We start from the raw sequence: 18,101 nt of genomic DNA, 5'->3' as shown, positions 1-18,101 counted from the left end.
ATCAGGGCTTTACGCTAAAAATCAGCGCCAGATTAAAGCCATCTTCAGCACTCACCCGAAGGGTGTTTTCCCGCTCACTAAAACGGATATCACCAGCCAACAGGCTCTGCCGGACCTGATCCAGCGAAGTGGTGGTAAATTCCAGCGCCGCCATACGTGGCGTACCATTGTAGTCATCTGGTAACGGCCCCAACGTCGCGCGCGCCTGAGCGCTGCCAGTGAAGCGCACGCGGGTTACACCGGCCTGAAACTCAATGCTGCCGTCCTGGGTGCTGATAAATTGGGCAGTATCAAATAACTGGCTATACACCCTGGCGGCAACGGCCGGTTTATCCGCCGCAATAATAAAGCCACTGATAGTCGTTACCGCATTGCGATGCTGTTGCCAGGCGGGCTGCCATACCGCTTCTGGCGTCAGGTGCTGGCAGAAAAAGCTGCGGCCATTTGCGACCGTATCGTGACGTAACCGGGTAGTGCGAAATCGCGCTTGATGTTCACTGCCGTCCGGCAGGGTGACCGGCCGGAAAAATGCCGCAGGCGGATCGCCCGCCAGTTGCTGCTGTTGCAGATGTTGATATACCGCATCGGCATCATCGGTTTTCCATACCAGGCCGCTGAGGCCACGCGGCGACTGCCATAAATCTTCGCGCAGATTACCGCGCTCCGGCTGATAACCCAGTAGTTCAAGGTAGTTTTCGCCAAAAATGGCTAAATGATTACTGGAGCCAAGCGAGTGATGACCGCGCTCACTAAGCTGGAAGCCAAGACGGCGAAACAGTGCGCTGGCCTCGTCAAGCTGGTCACCGACAGTAATCACCACGTGATCGACCACCGGAGTTAATGAGGTCATTGGTTGTGCTCCGCTGGAATAAACGGTTCGCCTAACGTCAGCATCAGACGATTGGCCCAGGCAAAGAACGCGGCAGACTGCAACAAATCGAGCAATTCCAGTTCATTCAATCCTTCTGCACGCAGCTGCTGAATCTGTTGCGCGCTGGCACTGGCAGGCGTCGCGGAGATGGCGGCGGCAAAATCGATTTCTGCCTGCCAGCGTGACGACTGCTGCGCACTGAGCTGCCCGCCCGGTGGCGTATCCAGCAGACGCTGAACCGCTTCCGGCTGCTTAGATAACTGGGCGGCTTTACGTGCATGTACCGAGGCACAAAATATGCAACCGTTGACTTTGCTGGCGACGGCGGCTGCCAGTTCGCGTTCGGCACGCGGCAAGCCGGCAGAGGTATAAAAGATGCCTTTATCGGTCAGGGTACGCTGTTCCAGCACCGGCAGATTGCGCCCGAGCAGGCGGAAATAGTCAGAATCAGTATGACCAAAGCGTGCCAGCGTTTGTTGCTGTTCGGCATCATATTCCGCCAGCGGTTTAGCGGCAATCCATGGCTCCCAGCCAAGCTCTGCGGTGGTAAACCGCACTGGGGCAGCTTTACTGGTTTGCGTCTGCGGCTGGTGGTGCCACTCTCCGGCGCTGAACGCAGTATGGCTATCTGTGACACTGTAACCTGAAATCAGTCGATAGCCGCGTACTAACCTGCTTTGGAAGCTGACAAAGGCGATAATCTGTGACAGTGTCACAATGGCATCCGGCGTCCAGCCCGCCTGTTGTAATATCACCAAATGTTCAGCAGTGGCACTGACCGGCTGGAAAGTCAGTCGTTGGGCATGATCCAGCGCCAGCTGGTAAGCGGCGTTCTGCGGGATACTCGCCGTTTGGGATGCGTAGTGTGCGGCCAGCTGATCCTCCTGATGCCAGCTGGCAACCTGTGCCGCCACAGCCAAACGCTGCTGCAGCGGAAAATCAGTACTGCCGTTGCTGAACAGCGCCAGGTAGCTGCCCTGGCTATGCCGCGTTGCGGCATCACGTTGCTGTCGGGCTGCGGCAAGTGGTGACGCCGGATCAATATCAGCCAGTTGCGCCAGTAAATCTGTAGTCTGTGTCATGCGGGAGTTCCCTGATTAAGCGTTGAGTGGGCGGCAGTCCAGCCAGATGCCGGAGCAACTTCAGTCGCCAGCAGTTCGATGGAGCGCAGGATATGCTGATGTGGCGGATCGATAGAGTGCACCTGGAAAGAGATGTCGGTAGCGCGCCGCAATACGCTGTCATTTTGCAGTGAGGTTTGCACCTCGTCGGGCGTCCCGAGATGCACATCAAAGGCGTCGATATAGTGCTCCAGCGTCTCGCCTTTTAGCTGATGTCCGGCGGCGCGGTACTGCTGTGCCTGTTCACGTAATCCCGGCAGTGCCAGCTGGCGCGCCTGCTGGCGGCTGTCGCTGGCAAAAGCGGTGCGCGATGCCAGAATGCGTGGCGGTATCCCTGCCGGTAACGCGGTCAGATAGGCATCGATCATCGGATTTTGTATCGCATCCAGCGCTAAGCCCGGCTGCCCGGCCGGACGCGGCTGAGTGCGGGACAGCATCAGGCCATGTCCAGCTTTACCGGCACGCGCCGCGCCCTCAGCCGAAAAAGTGGCGATCCACACCCGCGATGTCAGCTGTGGTGCGGGCGGATAGAGACGATTATCGGCGTGGCCGAGCAGTTCGCCGCTCCAGGCGTTGTGCAGTACTTGCAAATGTTCAGCAAAGGCGGCGGCGCGCTGCTCAATGCTGAGACCGAATGGCAGAAAAGAGCTGGCAGTACCGCCGGAGCCGAGGCCAATTTCCAGCCGTCCGTCCGCCAGCAAATCCAGCACCGCGGCGTCTTCTGCTACCCGCAGAGGATTCTCCAGCGGCAAGGTAATTATCGCGGTACCCAGACGGATGCGCCGGGTTTGAGCCGCGACGTGAGCGAGAAACACCAGCGGTGCAGGGAGTCCACCTTCATTTTCATGAAAATGGTGCTGGGCAATCCAGGCGGTATCAAAGCCGAAACGTTCGGCATGTTGTATCTGCTCCAGCGCCAGACGGTAGCGCTGCTGTGGTCCGGTTTTATCCAGCAAACGGGTAAAAAAACCGAGGCGTTTCTGGCTCATGCGAAATCCTTTTGTTCTGCTGCAAGGTAAGGAATGGCGTCAATCAGCTCACGGGTGTAGTCACTGGACGGCTGGCTGAACAGCGCCTCAACGGTACCCTGATCGACTACCTGGCCAGCGCGCAGCACGGTAACGCTATGAGCGATGCGGCGCACGGTGGCGAGGTCGTGAGAAATAAACAGATAGGTCAGACCGAGTTGCTGTTGCAGCTGCTGCAACAGACCGAGAATTTGCGCCTGCACGGTGACGTCGAGCGCGGAGGTGGCTTCATCGAGCACCAGAATATCCGGCTGCACTATCAGCGCCCGGGCAATCGCCACGCGCTGGCGCTGACCACCAGACAGCTCATGGGGTTTGCGCGTCAGCAGCTCGACCGGCAGTGCGACCCGTAGCGTGACATCCTCGACGCGCTGACGACGTTCACTTTTACTCAGGGGCGCAAAGTTAAGCAGCGGCTCGGCAATAATGTCATACAGGGTTTGTGACGGATCGAGCGAGGCGAACGGATTCTGATATACCAGCTGAATCTTTTGCCGCAGCTGGCGCAGTGCTTCACCGCGTAATTCACGGGTATCGATATCATCAATCAGCAGCTGTCCGCTGTCTGCACGCTGAAAGCCGAGCAGAATACGCGCCAGCGTGGTCTTGCCGGATCCTGACTCGCCAACCAGCGCATGGGTTGTGCCGCGCGCCACGCTGAAGGAAATATTTTGCAGCGCCGCCAGTTTTATCTGGGGATTTTTACCCAGTTGAAAGGTTTTGTTCACCCGATTTACCACAATCGCCGGTGAGGAAAAGCGGGCATGGCGTGTCAATGGTTGGGGTGGAGCCAGACTACGCAGATCGGCAAACAACTGGCGGGTATAGGGATGTTGCGGCGATTTAATCACCGTGGCAGTCTCACCCTGTTCCTGGATTTCGCCGTGGCGAAACACCAGTAGTCGGTCGGCTCGCTGCGCTGCCAGCGCCAGGTCATGAGTAACAAACAGCACCGCCGTGCCAGACTCCCGGCGCAACTCGTCGATCAAATCCAGAATGCGTTTCTGTACCGTCACATCCAGCGCGCTGGTCGGTTCATCGGCAATTATCAACGCTGGCTGTAAAGCAATGGCGATGGCAATCAGCACACGCTGCTTCATTCCGCCGGATAACTGATGCGGATACTGTCGTGCGCGCTGCTCGGGATGGCTGAGGCCGACGCGCGTCAGCAGGGCAATGACCCGTTGTTGGCGCTCGGTGCGGCTCAGACGCTGATGCAGCGTCAGGATCTCTGCCACCTGATCGCCAATGGTTTTCACCGGATTCGGAGAACTGCCGGGATCCTGTGGGATCAGACTGATGGTTGCGCCGCGCAGACTATCGAGTCGGCGCGGCGACCAGCCGCTGATATCGACGCCGTTAAGCAAAATACGTCCGCCGTCGCGCACGCCGTTTTCAGCCATCAGGCCAATAATCGCCTGCGCGGTGGTGGTTTTGCCCGAGCCGGATTCGCCGACCAGCGCCAGCATCTCACCGGCTCTGAGCTGAAAAGAGACATTGTGTACCACCGGTCGCGACTGGCCGCCGCTGAGATAACTGAGCGTCAGATTTTCCAGTTCCAGCAGTGGCACCTGCGAATTATCGTTCATCGGCGAGCTCCTGAAAATTGACGGCTGATGCGGTTAGCCGCCAGTACGATGGCGACCACCACCAGGCCGGGGAAAGTGGTCAGCCACCAGGCGGTAGAAATATAGTTACGTCCTTCGGCAATCAGCAGCCCCCACTCCGGCGTTGGTGGTGGCGTGCCGTAGCCGAGAAAGCTCAGGGTCGACAGCGCCAGAATCGCATTACCAAACTGTAAGGCGGAAAAGGCGATAACCGAGGTCAGCGAGTTGGGCAGAATATGACGCCAGAGCACGCTCCAGAAGGTGCCGCCGCTGCCGTAAGCCGCTTCGACATAATCGCTGTGCCGCACCCTAACCACTTCGGCACGTGCCAGGCGGGCGAAATTAGCAATGGATGTGACCCCCACGGCGATGGCGGCATTTAACGTGCCAAAGCCAAGCAGGATAATGACGCTCAGTGACAGCAGCAGGCCAGGAATCGACAGCAGCACATCAATGATGCGCATGACCGCCGCTTCAGTTTTACCGCCGGTGGCACCCGCCAGCACCCCGAGCAGCGTGCCAGCCAACAGCCCAAGCGACACTGCAACCACTGCGGCAGAAAGTGAGTGGGACGCGCCCCAGACAATACGCGCGTAAAGATCGCGCCCCAGCTGGTCAGTACCCAGCCAGTGACCGGCCTGCGGTGCCAGACGTTGCGCGCCGGCAATACCTTCGGTTGCGCTGTAATCGGTAAACAGCCCCGGCGCAATCGCAGCAGCCATTGCCAGCAGCATGACCAGCCAGGCGAGCAGCGCTCCGGCCGGTACCTTGTAACCGCTAACGCGGCGGGGAGCGGGGCGGCTGGCTTTCGGCCGTACCAGTTGATCGATCAGGCTCATAAGGTCGCTCCGCGATAAGTTTGCAGCCGTGGGTCAAGCAGCGGGGTCAGCAAATCGACCAGCAGATTGATGGTGACAAAGCCGAACGCCGAAATCATCACAATCGCCTGAAGCACCGTGACATCCTGGTTATTAACCGCCTGCTGGGTCAGCTGACCCAGACCGCTGAGGCCAAACACTGTTTCAGTGATCAGCGCACCGGCAATTAACTCACCGAGCAACAGACCGGCGACGGTCAATACCGGCAGCAGCGCATTCAGTGCCACATGACGCCATAACACACGGCTGTAACTGGCTCCTTTGGCGCGGGCGACCGCCACAAAGGGTTGTGTCTGCACCTGATCGATGCTGCGGATCAGGATCTGTGCCAGAGGGGCGGATATCGGTAGCGCCAGAGTGATAATCGGCAGAATCAGTCCTTGCCACGGGCCGGGGTTAATCACCGGAATCCAGCGCAACTGAAATGAGAACAATTGAATCAGCGCGATGCCCAGCCAGAAGGTCGGAATTGAGATAAACAGCGATGGCAGGCTCTGTAAGGCATTCTTCAGCCAACGAAAGCCGATCAGATTGGAGATAAACGCCAACAGTACGGCAATCACCACCGCCAGCAGGAAACCCGGCAGCGCCAGGCGCAGGGTATCGGGAAAATTACTGGCAATCAGTTCGCTGACCGGCACGCCAGCCTGGACTGAGAAGCCAAAGTCACCGCGCAACATCGCCACCAGCGTATGCAGATATTGCTGCCACAGCGGGCTGTCCGCACCGTAAGCGAGGCGCATATCGGCAATCTGCTCCGGACTGAGGCCCAGATCCGGATTCTGAAATTTAATCAGAATGGCGTCACCAGGCAGTACCTGTAACAGCACAAAAGAGACAGTAAACGCCGCCCATAGCACCAACAGCGCCTGTCCCACTCGCTGGCTAAGATAGCTTTTCATCGTCATCTCCCCGGCTTAGTGCTTTTCAAGCCATGTGCCGTAGAAACTCGGACGGCCAACCGCTTCAAAGCTGATGCCTTTTAGCCACGGAGCGGCAGCAAACACCTGCGGTTCTTCAAACACCGGAATCACATAGGCGTTATCCAGCAGATAGCGCTGGGCATCTCCCGTCAGCTGCAGGCGTTTCTGCGGATCGATTTCGGCCGAAATATCCACCAGCAGCTGATTCAGCTTGTCGTCACGGAAGTTGGCGACTTTGTCACTGGATCCGCCTTTCTGCAGCAGGGCATCGCGATTGGACGGATAGAACTGGCTTTTAATCACATCCGGATCGGCACGTCCGACTTCCGATACCGTCAGCGGGGTTTTTAGCGGATCAAGATTATCCAGCGTGCGGCTGCCAGCATCGCCCGCGCGCACCGCCAGACTGACGCCAACCTGTTTCCACTGTTGCGCGATCAGTTGCAGCACTTCTTTATTTTGCGGTTGTGGCAGCGATTCATAAATCGTCAGCGCCAGCCGCTGGCCATCTTTCTGACGGATACCATCGCTGCCGGGTTTCCAGCCCGCTTCATCAAGTAACTGTTGCGCCAGCGTCGGGTCATATTTCAGTTTGTCGCTCAGATCGACGTAACCCGCTGCCGATTTCGCCACTACCGAGGTGGCCTGCGGATAATTGGCTGAGAACAGAGTATCGACTACCTGACGGGAGTGAGTAGCGTGCAGCAGCGCCTGACGCACTTTGATATCGGCTACCAGCGGGTTATCCGGGCGGAAGCTAATACTGTCATTTATGCCGCGCGTCGGCGCTGCGTAAATCGGGAAGTTCTGATCGCTGGCCTGTTTTTCATCATAAGCCTGAACCTGACGAATCACATCGGCCTGACCGGCCAATAGCGCACCAATCCGCACGCTGTCTTCGGGTGTGACGATAATTTTGATGCCGTCGAGGTTGGCCGCACCCTGCTGACGGCTACTTTTCGGCCCCCAGTTGTAATCTTTACGCGCCACCAGATCGACTTCGCGACCCAGTTTTTCATTTTTCACTACAAACGGGCCGGAGCCGATAATATGGCGCGCATCGCCCAGCTCATCAAAGTTACGCGCGAGGGTGCTGAGTGAAACCAGCCCGGAACCAATGGTGGCGGTGCCCTGTAAAAAGCCCGGTGACGGTTTGCTGAAATAGAACTTAACCGTCTGCGGATCAATCACTTCGCTGCGATCGTAGTTGTTGATCACTTCGGAGACCGGCAGGCGCTGTGCTTTATTGCCGAGGCCATAAGTATCAAAGTTTTTTGCTACCGCACTGGCATCCAGCGGCGTGCCGTCGGAGAAGGTGACGCCGGGACGAATTTTGAAGGTGTATTCGGTTTTATCGGCATTAGTGCTCCAGCTTTCGGCGATCCACGGTTCAACCTGTAGCGTCTCCGGGTTTTGCCAGGTCAGTTTATCGGTGATTTGATTGAGGATGCCGCCGTTAGGATAAAAACCGCCGGCTGGCGGATAGAGATTGGTATGAGCCTGCTGCTCGAGATAGATCAGCGTACCGCCTTTCACGGCAGCACTGTCTGCGGCGTAAACGGTTTGGGTCCCGGCGAATGAAGCAAAAATTGCGGTTAATGCCAGCGTGCGCTGTACGGCATTAAGCGAAAAACGACTGCGCATGATGAATTCCTTTATTATCAGAGTGTCTGTGCGATGGATTCATCATCTGGTGAGACGGGATGAGAGAGAACTAATCTATTGTGATAAACATTGCTGGAATTAACATTTGTTGGATTATTAGCTGTCAGGCGGATTACCAGAGAAAATTGTGGTGGTCGCGCGCTTAACGCTTTACGGATTTGCCTTTCACGCGTTTTTTGCCGGTCTGATTACCCGATTACTATTCACAGTTGGCGCAGGGTCATTAGCGAGATGGCAACTGAAATTCCATTGCATCTGCATGGCAAGCCATAGCCCTGCTGATAAACAGGCCTTCTATCGCAAATGCAGCACTTTTTTACGCCTCATCGCAGTGGGATTGGGGTATCATCTGCCTATGAATGATTGCCATAATAAAAGCCAACAGCATCAGCGAATTAACGCCAGGAGTGATATGCCAGCTGTCACTCCGATCTTCGATGGCCATAACGACCTGCTGTTGCGTTTATGGCTAAATGACGCCGCCGATCCGGCGGCGCTGTTCCTTGACGATACGCTTGACGGGCATCTCGACCTGAAGCGAATGCGGCAGGGCGGTTTTGCTGGCGGACTGTTTGCGGTGTTTATCCCGCCCGCATCCTATATGCCGCAGTTGAAACCGAATGCTGCGCCGCAACCACACGATGCGTTAGCCATTACTCATGCTCAAATCGCGCTGTTACAGCGCATTGAAAGCCAGTCTGCCGGTCGGGCGAAAATCTGCCGCAGTGCCAGTGAAATCAAATCCTGTATTGAACAGCGCGTGCTGGCGATGGTGCTGCATATTGAAGGGGCAGACGCGCTGGACGGCTCGCTTTGCCAGCTTGATGAGCTGTATCAAGCCGGTTTGCGCAGTATCGGGCCGCTGTGGAATTTACCCAACCGGTTTGGTGTTGGCGTCACCGGTGATTTTCCCGGCTCCCCGGACAGCGGTGACGGCTTAACTGACGCCGGGCTGGCTCTGTTACGCGCCTGTAATCAGAAAAAAATTCTGATCGATCTTTCGCATATGAATGAAAAGGCGTTCTGGCAAACGGCGCAGTACAGCGATGCCCCGCTGGTCGCGACCCATTCTAATGTTCATGCGCTTTGCCCGCAGCCGCGTAACCTGACGGATAAACAACTGGCGGTAATTGCCGAGAGTAACGGTTTTGTCGGCGTCAATTTTGGCAACGCGTTTCTGCGTGCCGATGGCAAGCGGGACAACAATACTGCGCTGGGCGAAATCGTCCGGCATCTGGATTATCTGTTGGATAAACTGGGTGAAGAGGGCGTCGGCTTTGGATCTGACTTCGATGGTATCTCGGTTCCGGCTGCGCTCGGCGACGTCAGCGGTTTGCCGCGACTGATCGAAGCGATGAACGCCGCCGGATACAGTCGCGAACTGACGGAAAAAATCGCCTGGCGTAACTGGTTAGCGCTATTAAACAGAAGCTGGGGTGAATAAACCACGGCCTGTGATATCCCTGCTGCTTACAGGGTTGATATCGTACTGCTTCAGGCGCAACATCTGCGCCGCGAAATTTCCGATACTTGACAATAAGCATTCTGACTGCCGCAATAGTATCCGGCAGTCTCTTTAAACTGTGAACACCAAGAGGAGTGAATGATGACTACGTGGACTAAACCTAAATTTGTTGATTTACGTCTGGGCTTAGAAGTTACGCTGTATATCTCTAACCGCTAATCCCTTATGCCCACAGCATGCTGTGGGCATTTTTCTTTTCATTTCCCCCGGTGTTACACATGCAGATTAATGTTCTTGGTTCCGCAGCGGGCGGTGGGTTCCCTCAGTGGAACTGTAACTGCAATAATTGTCAGGGCGTGCGCAACGGTACCATGAAGACTTCAGCACGCACTCAGTCTTCCATTGCCATCAGTGATGACGGCGTTGACTGGGTGTTATGCAACGCCTCGCCGGATATTTGTCACCAGATTGCCGCCACGCCTTCACTGATTAAACATGGCGTACTGCGCGGCACGGCGATAGGTTCGATCATTCTGACCGACAGCCAGATTGACCACAGTGCGGGCTTACTCAATCTGCGCGAAGGCTGCCCGCATCAGGTGTGGTGTACGCCAGAAGTGCATCAGGATCTGACCACCGGTTTTCCGGTGTTTACCATGCTTTCACACTGGAATGGCGGTCTGGTGCACCATAAAATGCAGCCGGATGAGCCGTTTTCGGTCGCGGTTTGCCCGGCACTGAAATTTACCGCGATTCCGATATTGAGTAACGCGCCGCCGTACTCTGAGTATCGCGGCAAGCCGCTGCCCGGTCACAATGTTGCGCTATTTATTGAAGATACCCGCAGCGGCAAGACGCTGATGTATGCGCCGGGTCTCGGTGAGCCTGATGATGCGCTACTGGGCTGGCTGAAGCGCGCCGATTGCCTGCTGATTGATGGCACTTTGTGGCGCGACAACGAGCTGGCTGATACCGGCGTCGGACGCAATACCGGCAAGGATATGGGCCATCTGGCGCTGGCCGAAAAGCAGGGGCTGATGGCGCTGCTGTCGTCGCTACCCGCCGAGCGCAAAATCCTTATCCATATTAATAATACCAACCCGATTCTTGATGAATCTTCTGCTGAACGGCAGGCACTGACTGAAAACGGCATTGAAGTCAGCTGGGATGGTATGCGTATCGAACTTTAGGTGAAACACGATGAATGCAAATAATTCCGCGCAGGTGATGACGCCGCAGCAATTCGAGCAGGCGCTGCGTGACAAGGGTGCTTATTATCATATCCATCACCCTTACCATATAGCGATGCACAACGGTCAGGCGACGCGCGAGCAGATCCAGGGCTGGGTTGCCAACCGCTTCTACTATCAGACCAGTATTCCGCTGAAAGACGCGGCGATTATGGCCAACTGCCCGGACCCGCAAACCCGACGGAAATGGGTTCAGCGCATTCTCGACCACGACGGACATGGCGACAGTGAAGGCGGCATTGAAGCCTGGCTGCGTCTCGGCGAAGCCGTTGGACTGGATCGCGAGGTGCTGCTGTCAGAAGAGCGGGTGCTGCCAGGCGTGCGCTTTGCCGTTGATGCCTATGTAAACTTCGCCCGTCGCGCAGTGTGGCAGGAGGCGGCCTGTAGCTCGTTGACCGAGCTGTTTGCTCCGCAAATTCACCAGTCGCGTCTCGACAGCTGGCCGCAGCACTATCAGTGGATCGAAGCCGAAGGCTATGACTACTTTCGTGGCCGCCTGAGCCAGGCTAACCGTGACGTTGAGCACGGTCTGCAACTGGCGCTGGAATACTGTAACACCGCAGAGAAGCAGCAGCGAATGCTGGAAATTTTACAGTTTAAACTGGATATTCTGTGGAGCATGCTGGATGCCATGACCATGGCCTATGAACTTAACCGCCAGCCGTATCACAGCGTGACGCAGCAGGCGGTATGGCATCGGGGACGACTGCTGTGATTGAGATGAACCCAGATCAACTTCCTCTGTTCCGTCGCGGTTATCGACTACAGTGGGAACCGACGCAGGATTGTCATGTCATCCTTTATCCTGAAGGCATGGCAAAACTGAATGAGAGCGCGGCAGTCATTTTGCAGCTGGTTGATGGCAAACGCGCGTTATCCGCGATCATTGCTGAACTCAATGGCCGTTTTCCGGAAGCCGGTGGCGTCGATGATGACGTGATCGAGTTCTTCGCTCAGGCTTATGAACAGAAGTGGATAATTTTCCGTGAACCTGCTTAAACCTCAGGTCAACCCGCCGCTGTGGTTGCTGGCGGAACTGACCTACCGCTGCCCGTTGCAGTGCCCGTACTGCTCAAATCCGCTGGATTTTGCTAAACAGGATCAGGAGCTGACCACCGCACAGTGGATCAAGGTGTTTGAGCAGGCCAGAGAGATGGGGGCGGTGCAACTGGGCTTTTCCGGTGGCGAACCGCTGGTGCGTAAGGATCTGCCGGAACTGATTCGTGCGGCACGCGATCTTGGCTTCTATACCAATCTCATCACCTCCGGAATCGGCCTGACCGAGAAGAAAATCGATGCCTTTGCTGATGCCGGGCTCGATCATATTCAGATCAGTTTCCAGGCCAGCGATGAAACGCTGAATGCTGCGCTGGCCGGTTCGGCTAAAGCGTTTGAGCAAAAGCTGGCGATGGCAAAAGCCGTCAAAGCCCATGGCTATCCGATGGTGCTGAATTTCGTGCTGCACCGCCATAATATCGACCAGATCGACCGGATTATTGAGCTGAGTATTGAGCTGGAAGCCGATGATGTCGAGCTGGCGACCTGTCAGTTTTATGGCTGGGCGCAGCTGAATCGCGAAGGGCTGTTGCCGACCCGCGAGCAGATTGCCCGCGCCGAAGAGGTGGTGCATCAATACCGTGAAAAAATGGCCGGCAAAGGCAATCTGGCTAATCTGCTGTTTGTCACGCCTGACTATTATGAAGAGCGGCCAAAGGGCTGTATGGGCGGCTGGGGCGCGATATTCCTCAGCGTGACGCCAGAAGGGCTGGCGCTGCCGTGTCACAGCGCGCGTCAGTTACCGGTGGAATTCCCGTCGGTGCTGGATCACTCTTTACAGCATATCTGGTATGAATCCTTCGGCTTTAATAAATATCGCGGCTTTGACTGGATGCCGGAACCTTGCCGATCCTGTTCGGAAAAAGAGAAAGATTTTGGCGGCTGCCGCTGCCAGGCATTTATGCTGACCGGCAATGCGGATAATACCGATCCGGTCTGTGATAAATCACCGCATCACGGCAAAATCCTTGCGGCGCGTGAACAGGCCAATTGTACCAATATGCAGGTCAGCGAGTTACAGTTCCGTAACCGCGCTAATTCGCAGCTGATTTATCGCGGTCAGCCATCCTGATGCAGCAGTTGCTGACGCTAAGTAATGGATTACGGGTCAGACTGATTCACGATCCGGCGGCGACGCGCGCCGCAGCCCTGATACAACTGGCGGCCGGCAGCCATCATGAACCTGCGCAGTGGCCTGGGCTGGCTCATCTGCTTGAGCATGTGGTATTTGCCGGCAGCACCGGATACCAGGGCGAGGCGCGGCTGATGAGCTGGGCGCAGGCGCAGGGTGCCCGACTCAATGCCACCACGCTGCCGACCACTACCGCCTGGTTTTTTGATATTCGCGCCACGCAACTGGAGCAGGGGCTGGCGCGATTAACCGATATGCTGGCGCAACCGCTGTTTGCGCGTGACGCCATTCAGCAGGAAGTGGCGGTGATTGATGCCGAATATCAGCTGTTGTCTGCTGATGCATCGACGCTGCGCGAGGCGGCTTTAAGCCAGGCATTTAACGCACCGGCGGCACTTCAGCGCTTTCACGTTGGCGATGCTGCGCACTTTGGCACGGACTCTGCGGCTTTGCAGCAGGCGCTGCGCGACCATCATCAGCACTATTTTCACGGCGCGAACCTGACGCTTTGGCTCCAGGGGCCGCAGACGCTCAGTGAACTGGCGGCCCTGGCCGAACGCTACGCCGCACCGTTTCCGGCTGGCGGCACGGTGTCGGCTTTGCCTGAAGCGCTGGCGCTGCAACCGGCCCGACACTTTACCTTACAGCTTGTCGATACGCCGCGATTGCGCTTTTCGTTCCCGTTAGCGGGCGCGCCGTCACTGACGCTATTGCGTCAGCTGGTTACGGATAAGGCGCCAGGCAGCTTGCTGGCAGCGCTCAGTGAACGGGGATATTGTGATGATGCGCAGCTGTTGATGCCTTACCGCAGCGAGAATGGCAGTGTGGTCAGTATTGAGTTTCAACTCACCACCGTGGATGCCTCGCTTTGTGCCAGAGTGGAAACGCTGTTTTGCCACTGGCTGCGCCAGCTAACGGCGATAACTCAGCCGCAACGTCAACATTACGCGGCGTTAGCGCAGCAACAGTTCTGCCGACTGTCGCCGGTCGATCAGCTGCGTGAGCGCGCCTTTGGTTTTGCGCCGATCGCGCCGGGCGATTGGTCAGAGTGGCAGCCTTTATTGGCACAGCTAACCGCCGATAATATGACCCGACTGCGGGTTGTGCCGCAGACAGAGGCTAAGCAGCAAAGAGTGCAGGGCTTTACGTTGTCGCTGAAGGCCAACCAGTGGCCTGACGCAGAAGCAGATATCAACCTGCCAGTATGGCAATTTTATCCACGTGCAAATGACGATAACTTACCGCTATTACCGGCGCAGCAGTGTTGTTTGCCCCATATCGATCCGGACGTGGAAAACGGCGTGCTGATGCTCAGCCCGGCAGTGGGCAATACGCTGCCGCACCGCTGGGGGCATATTATACAGGCCAGTCTGCGCGCGATCATTGCGCAGTGTGCCCATGCCGGTGGCAGCCTTGTTTTTAGCCAGCGTCAGGGGCAGTGGTTATTGCAGCTCAGCGGCAACCACCGGGTGCTGCTGCACACGCTGGACGCGCTGCTGAAACAGTTGCAGGCGATTCCTGCCAGCCTGCGGGCGCAGGGCGAGCGCCAGTTCAGCCGCCAGCAACAGCAGTGGCGCTCAGACATTGCGGTGCGCTGTTTGCTGAATCAGTTGCCGCAGTTGATTGGCGGTGAAGCAGAGCGGCAACCCGTGGCGAATGGCCTGCCATCGCTGTCGTGGCGTGCCGCACTGTACGGCGGTGATATTGCACTCGCGCAGGCGGTTTCCCGCTTGCTGACGCGTTTTCCCGGCGAACTAAATTCAATACAACTTCCGGTGCCGTCGCCGTTACCGGATCGCGCCAGTTATCATCTGCCGACTGACAGTCAGGAGGCGGCGGTGGTGCTGTTTTGTCCGCTGGCCGAACAGACCGCAGCTTGTCTGGCCGCATGGCGCATGCTGGCTCTGCTGTTCGAACCGCGTTTCTTCCAACAATTGCGCGTTGAGAAAAACCTTGGCTATGTAGTCAGCTGCCGATTTATGTCGCTGGCCGGTGAGCATGGCCTGCTGTTTGCCGTACAATCACCGACTCATGATGTTGCGTCGATCACCGCGCACATCCGGCAATTTATTGCGCAGATGCCGCAGATTATTGCGACACTGGATGTCTCAGACTTCGCGGAAAAATGCGCGCAGCTGACGGAAAGTCTGCATGTATTGCATCCGGACCGGCTTGAGCAGTGTGCTGAACTGTGGCTGAATCAGCAGAGTTTTGCGCCGCCCCTGACGCAGCAGGCAATAGCATCGCTGACTATAGGCGGGCTTAAAGATGATTGTCAGCGTCTGGCGCAGCAGCAACAGCGCTGGTGGATGCTGAGTAATAGTGATTGCTGATATTAACGCGTCGTCAGTATCAGAACGTTACTGGTTTCTTGAGGTTTTATCATGAATAACGATATCAGGTCGTTAGATCTGAATTTGCTTAAAGCCCTTGATGCTCTGATTGATGAAGGCAGCGTTACCCGGGCTGCTCAACGCCTCGCACTCACTCAGCCTGCGGTCAGCGGTATGCTGACCCGCCTGCGCGACTATTTTAACGATCCGCTTTTTGTCCGTACTCAGCGCGGTATGGTGCCGACGTTGCGTGCAATCGAGCTGGCTGGTCCGGTAAAACAAATCCTCGCAGAAATCGCTATTTTGCTAAAGCCTGCAAATTTCAATCCGTTAAGCGCGGAGCTAATCTATACCATTGTTGCCACTGACTACGCGCTGAAAGCCGTCATTGTTCCGCTAATGGCCGCGTTAAAACAGCGCGCACCCAATATTCGCGTAGCGGTACGTGCGGTTGATAACGCTGGTCTGTTTCAGCAGCTGGAGCGTGGCGATGTTGATCTGGCGCTGGTGACACCCTCAACCACCCCGGTCGAGCTGCACAGCCGCGCGCTGTATCAGGAAGAGTATGTCTGCATGATGCGTGCCTGCCATCCGGTGGCGGCAGCGGGATCCATTACTCTGGAGCAGTTCTGCATGCAGGAACATATCCTGGTCTCGGGCGAGGGGCGATTCTGGGGGGCGACTGATGAAGCTCTGGCGAAAGTCGGTCGTAGCCGTCGGGTGGGAATGTCGGTTAACAGCTTTCTGGTGTTACCGGAACTTCTGCTTACCACGAATATGATTGCCGTTGTGCCGCGTCGACTGGCTTGTCACGATCCACAGTTAGTCATCTTTGAAACGCCACTGACGGTTCCGGGTTTTACCAAAAGTATGGCCTGGCACGAGCGTGCGCATCGCGACCCTGTTCATCAATGGATTCGCGCCCTGTGTACGGAAGTGAGCGCTGAGATATAATTTTTATTATATTAGATATATAAATTCATAATTTGTCTTATATCTCAATCTGCCGATAATAACCTTCATCAGGTTGCATTGTGACGATACTCAGTCGCTGGCCTGAATCAAGAATAGATGGCTATTGAATAGGAGATGATAATGAACGCAATTAACTGGCCAGAGGGTTATTTACCGGGCTTTACCGACAATTTTGTTTCTAATGAAGTCATTATTTCAGGTCTGACCGTGAGCGAGGTCTGGCCTTTGCTTAGCCAACCTTTTAGCTGGCCGCAGTATTATAAAAACGCTGCCGATATTCGTTTCTACGATAACAAAGGCCCTGAACTGGAAAACAATGTGCGCTTTTACTTCAGCACGTTTGGCTTTCCGGTTAAAGCTCAGGTTGTGGAGTACGTTGCGCCAATGGCCGATCAAGCCGCCCGAATAGCGTGGCACGGCTGGGCGGGTGAAGAAAATAGCGCAGAACGTCTGGATGTACATCATGCCTGGCTGCTGGAGGATTTGCCCGGTCATCGTGTGCGAATTCTGACACAGGAAACCCAGAATGGTGAGCCGGCTAAGGCAATGGCGCTAACCCGTCCTAATCCGATGCTGAACGGACATCAGGAATGGCTGGATGGTCTGGTAGAGGCTGCGTTGTCTAACGCTGAGTAGAGTGCGGCAACAGTCTGGTACGCGTCTGATGAAGGGATGCTGCTATCAATCATATCGCCAGCCTGGCGGTCAATATTTTACGCGAAACAGATCTCTTATTAATGTTCCCCTGCAGCACAGGGGAACAGGCTCATACAGAACAGGAAAAAAACCTATCAGAGCTTGATATTAATACAGAAAATATCACGCCGAATCATCGCTAATAAAAGCATCCTCGCAGTAGACTAATATATCACCAGGCTGACACTCCAGATGGCGACAAATTTCATTCAGCGTGGAGAAGCGCAATCCTTTAATTTTTCCCTGTTTAATTAATGAAAGATTTTGCCCGGTAATACCCGTGGCCGAGGCTAAATCTTTGGACCTGACTTTACGATTCGCCAGGACGACATCCAGATTCACGATTATCGACATTTTCTAACGGCCTCAAACAAATTGCTGATTTTCTTCATGCAGTTCGCTTGCCTGCTTCAGTATATGAGCAATGATCATCACGCTGGCGGCAATAAACAGAGACACAGCATCTTGTGGAGTAAAACTAAAAGTGACCAGTCTTTGCCCATCTGGCTCACGCATAGTTCCCCAAATACTGAGTAATGGACCACAGATAAGATTCAGCAACGTCCAGATAGCGATTGATCGACCGGTTTTCCCCAAATGCACTCCAGCCGTTGCTGAGAACCAGGCGCGTTTTGCATAGGTCTGAAACAGCATCCGCAAATGGTATAGACCAAAGGCAAGCGCCAGGAGCGGGATACTGGTCAGAACAACCGCGCCAGCGATTTGCCAGCCGGGGAATAAGCTCAGGTTTACTGCGGTATCATTAACAAATTTAGCCGTTAGCGAAAAACTAAAGCCATATCCACCTTCGCGTGAAATCAAGGTAGGGAAAATCCATCCGGCGGCATTGAGCACCATGATGACAATAAGAAACAACAGTGTGATTGTTGCCATACGTTGGCTAAGTTTAGAAATCCGTTCTGGTGACATAGTTATCTCGATTCCAGGTAAGTTGAAAACGAGAGAATCCTACTGCTTCAAATCATCTAAAACAACAATTAATTATTATTTTACGATAATTAATTGTTGTTTTAGATGGTCTGGATTCGATTGAGTACCGGGTTGCCGCCGCGAACCCTTGTCAGATCACATTGAAGGAGC

The 18,101-nt window shown here is 55.4% G+C and carries 18 protein-coding genes; 9 read left to right on the top strand and 9 right to left on the bottom strand.

Annotated elements, in window-relative coordinates; genetic code table 11:
* Position 1 precedes the first annotated feature (1 nt).
* The 7 genes from RIN69_RS11570 to RIN69_RS11540 are packed head-to-tail and all read right to left on the bottom strand — an operon-like array spanning position 2 to position 8,072.
* Positions 2 to 850: a VOC family protein gene (locus tag RIN69_RS11570; protein ID WP_313857554.1), complete on the bottom strand. Its 849-nt coding sequence runs from the start codon at positions 848 to 850 to the stop codon at positions 2 to 4.
* On the bottom strand, positions 847 to 1,953 hold the full coding sequence (locus RIN69_RS11565) for an alkylhydroperoxidase domain protein (protein ID WP_313857553.1): 1,107 nt from the start codon (positions 1,951 to 1,953) through the stop codon (positions 847 to 849). Before RIN69_RS11565 ends, RIN69_RS11570 begins: the two co-directional genes overlap by 4 nt.
* A complete protein-coding gene (locus tag RIN69_RS11560; protein ID WP_313857552.1) occupies positions 1,950 to 2,981 on the bottom strand; it encodes a putative FMN-dependent luciferase-like monooxygenase in 1,032 nt (343 codons plus the stop codon). The genes RIN69_RS11565 and RIN69_RS11560 overlap by 4 nt, the downstream gene beginning before the upstream one ends.
* Positions 2,978 to 4,609 (bottom strand): ABC transporter ATP-binding protein, encoded by a 1,632-nt coding sequence (locus RIN69_RS11555; protein ID WP_313857551.1) that lies wholly within the window; start codon positions 4,607 to 4,609, stop codon positions 2,978 to 2,980. The genes RIN69_RS11560 and RIN69_RS11555 overlap by 4 nt, the downstream gene beginning before the upstream one ends.
* Positions 4,606 to 5,466, bottom strand: coding sequence for an ABC transporter permease (locus RIN69_RS11550; RefSeq protein WP_313857550.1), 861 nt, complete (start codon positions 5,464 to 5,466; stop codon positions 4,606 to 4,608). The genes RIN69_RS11555 and RIN69_RS11550 overlap by 4 nt, the downstream gene beginning before the upstream one ends.
* Complete coding sequence (locus RIN69_RS11545; protein ID WP_313857549.1) at positions 5,463 to 6,407, bottom strand: ABC transporter permease; 945 nt, start codon at positions 6,405 to 6,407, stop codon at positions 5,463 to 5,465. The genes RIN69_RS11550 and RIN69_RS11545 overlap by 4 nt, the downstream gene beginning before the upstream one ends.
* A gap of 15 nt (positions 6,408 to 6,422) precedes the next feature.
* On the bottom strand, positions 6,423 to 8,072 hold the full coding sequence (locus RIN69_RS11540) for a TIGR04028 family ABC transporter substrate-binding protein (protein WP_313857548.1): 1,650 nt from the start codon (positions 8,070 to 8,072) through the stop codon (positions 6,423 to 6,425).
* 433 nt (positions 8,073 to 8,505) lie between these two features.
* Between RIN69_RS11540 and RIN69_RS11535 the strand changes: the two genes are divergently transcribed.
* The 9 genes from RIN69_RS11535 (at position 8,506) to RIN69_RS11495 (ending at position 16,940) form a co-directional block, all read left to right on the top strand.
* Positions 8,506 to 9,537, top strand: coding sequence for a dipeptidase (locus RIN69_RS11535; protein ID WP_313857547.1), 1,032 nt, complete (start codon positions 8,506 to 8,508; stop codon positions 9,535 to 9,537).
* Positions 9,538 to 9,699: 162 nt separating this feature from the next.
* Entirely contained in the window at positions 9,700 to 9,777 is a 78-nt protein-coding gene (pqqA, locus tag RIN69_RS11530) for a pyrroloquinoline quinone precursor peptide PqqA (RefSeq protein ID WP_038328232.1), read from the top strand.
* A 59-nt stretch (positions 9,778 to 9,836) separates the two neighbouring features.
* On the top strand, positions 9,837 to 10,748 hold the full coding sequence (gene pqqB / locus RIN69_RS11525) for a pyrroloquinoline quinone biosynthesis protein PqqB (RefSeq protein ID WP_313857546.1): 912 nt from the start codon (positions 9,837 to 9,839) through the stop codon (positions 10,746 to 10,748).
* A gap of 10 nt (positions 10,749 to 10,758) precedes the next feature.
* Positions 10,759 to 11,523 carry a pyrroloquinoline-quinone synthase PqqC gene (gene pqqC, locus RIN69_RS11520; protein WP_313857545.1) on the top strand — a complete coding sequence of 255 codons (765 nt, stop codon included), beginning with the start codon at positions 10,759 to 10,761 and terminating at the stop codon, positions 11,521 to 11,523.
* A gap of 5 nt (positions 11,524 to 11,528) precedes the next feature.
* On the top strand, positions 11,529 to 11,807 hold the full coding sequence (gene pqqD / locus RIN69_RS11515; RefSeq protein ID WP_313857717.1) for a pyrroloquinoline quinone biosynthesis peptide chaperone PqqD: 279 nt from the start codon (positions 11,529 to 11,531) through the stop codon (positions 11,805 to 11,807).
* Positions 11,794 to 12,936, top strand: coding sequence for a pyrroloquinoline quinone biosynthesis protein PqqE (gene pqqE, locus RIN69_RS11510; RefSeq protein WP_313857543.1), 1,143 nt, complete (start codon positions 11,794 to 11,796; stop codon positions 12,934 to 12,936). Before pqqD ends, pqqE begins: the two co-directional genes overlap by 14 nt.
* Positions 12,936 to 15,329: a pyrroloquinoline quinone biosynthesis protein PqqF gene (gene pqqF, locus RIN69_RS11505; protein ID WP_313857541.1), complete on the top strand. Its 2,394-nt coding sequence runs from the start codon at positions 12,936 to 12,938 to the stop codon at positions 15,327 to 15,329. The genes pqqE and pqqF overlap by 1 nt, the downstream gene beginning before the upstream one ends.
* A gap of 51 nt (positions 15,330 to 15,380) precedes the next feature.
* Positions 15,381 to 16,283 carry a LysR family transcriptional regulator gene (locus RIN69_RS11500; protein WP_313857540.1) on the top strand — a complete coding sequence of 301 codons (903 nt, stop codon included), beginning with the start codon at positions 15,381 to 15,383 and terminating at the stop codon, positions 16,281 to 16,283.
* Between the two features lie 141 nt (positions 16,284 to 16,424).
* Entirely contained in the window at positions 16,425 to 16,940 is a 516-nt protein-coding gene (locus tag RIN69_RS11495) for an SRPBCC family protein (RefSeq protein ID WP_313857539.1), read from the top strand.
* A gap of 183 nt (positions 16,941 to 17,123) precedes the next feature.
* Here the strand turns inward: RIN69_RS11495 and RIN69_RS11490 are convergent, their stop codons facing one another.
* Positions 17,124 to 17,354: a helix-turn-helix domain-containing protein gene (locus tag RIN69_RS11490; RefSeq protein ID WP_313857538.1), complete on the bottom strand. Its 231-nt coding sequence runs from the start codon at positions 17,352 to 17,354 to the stop codon at positions 17,124 to 17,126.
* A gap of 12 nt (positions 17,355 to 17,366) precedes the next feature.
* Complete coding sequence (locus RIN69_RS11485) at positions 17,367 to 17,930, bottom strand: DUF2975 domain-containing protein (protein ID WP_313857536.1); 564 nt, start codon at positions 17,928 to 17,930, stop codon at positions 17,367 to 17,369.
* Positions 17,931 to 18,101 lie beyond the last annotated feature (171 nt).

The sequence above is a fragment of the Winslowiella toletana genome (assembly GCF_032164335.1).
Lineage (GTDB): Bacteria > Pseudomonadota > Gammaproteobacteria > Enterobacterales > Enterobacteriaceae > Erwinia > Erwinia toletana_A.
The sequence above is the reverse complement of the archived record's forward strand: the minus strand, read 5'-3'. Positions and strand labels throughout refer to the sequence as shown.

Coding starts and splice junctions, on each gene's coding strand:
- RIN69_RS11500 (WP_313857540.1), top strand. CDS start 15,381: ATGAATAACGATATCAGGTCGTTAGATCTGAATTTGCTTAAAGCCCTT.
- RIN69_RS11560 (WP_313857552.1), bottom strand. CDS start 2,981: ATGAGCCAGAAACGCCTCGGTTTTTTTACCCGTTTGCTGGATAAAACC.
- pqqF (WP_313857541.1), top strand. CDS start 12,936: ATGCAGCAGTTGCTGACGCTAAGTAATGGATTACGGGTCAGACTGATT.
- pqqA (WP_038328232.1), top strand. CDS start 9,700: ATGACTACGTGGACTAAACCTAAATTTGTTGATTTACGTCTGGGCTTA.
- RIN69_RS11535 (WP_313857547.1), top strand. CDS start 8,506: ATGCCAGCTGTCACTCCGATCTTCGATGGCCATAACGACCTGCTGTTG.
- RIN69_RS11495 (WP_313857539.1), top strand. CDS start 16,425: ATGAACGCAATTAACTGGCCAGAGGGTTATTTACCGGGCTTTACCGAC.
- RIN69_RS11570 (WP_313857554.1), bottom strand. CDS start 850: ATGACCTCATTAACTCCGGTGGTCGATCACGTGGTGATTACTGTCGGT.
- RIN69_RS11565 (WP_313857553.1), bottom strand. CDS start 1,953: ATGACACAGACTACAGATTTACTGGCGCAACTGGCTGATATTGATCCG.
- RIN69_RS11550 (WP_313857550.1), bottom strand. CDS start 5,466: ATGAGCCTGATCGATCAACTGGTACGGCCGAAAGCCAGCCGCCCCGCT.
- RIN69_RS11485 (WP_313857536.1), bottom strand. CDS start 17,930: ATGTCACCAGAACGGATTTCTAAACTTAGCCAACGTATGGCAACAATC.
- pqqB (WP_313857546.1), top strand. CDS start 9,837: ATGCAGATTAATGTTCTTGGTTCCGCAGCGGGCGGTGGGTTCCCTCAG.
- pqqC (WP_313857545.1), top strand. CDS start 10,759: ATGAATGCAAATAATTCCGCGCAGGTGATGACGCCGCAGCAATTCGAG.
- RIN69_RS11545 (WP_313857549.1), bottom strand. CDS start 6,407: ATGAAAAGCTATCTTAGCCAGCGAGTGGGACAGGCGCTGTTGGTGCTA.
- pqqD (WP_313857717.1), top strand. CDS start 11,529: ATGAACCCAGATCAACTTCCTCTGTTCCGTCGCGGTTATCGACTACAG.
- RIN69_RS11490 (WP_313857538.1), bottom strand. CDS start 17,354: ATGTCGATAATCGTGAATCTGGATGTCGTCCTGGCGAATCGTAAAGTC.
- RIN69_RS11555 (WP_313857551.1), bottom strand. CDS start 4,609: ATGAACGATAATTCGCAGGTGCCACTGCTGGAACTGGAAAATCTGACG.
- RIN69_RS11540 (WP_313857548.1), bottom strand. CDS start 8,072: ATGCGCAGTCGTTTTTCGCTTAATGCCGTACAGCGCACGCTGGCATTA.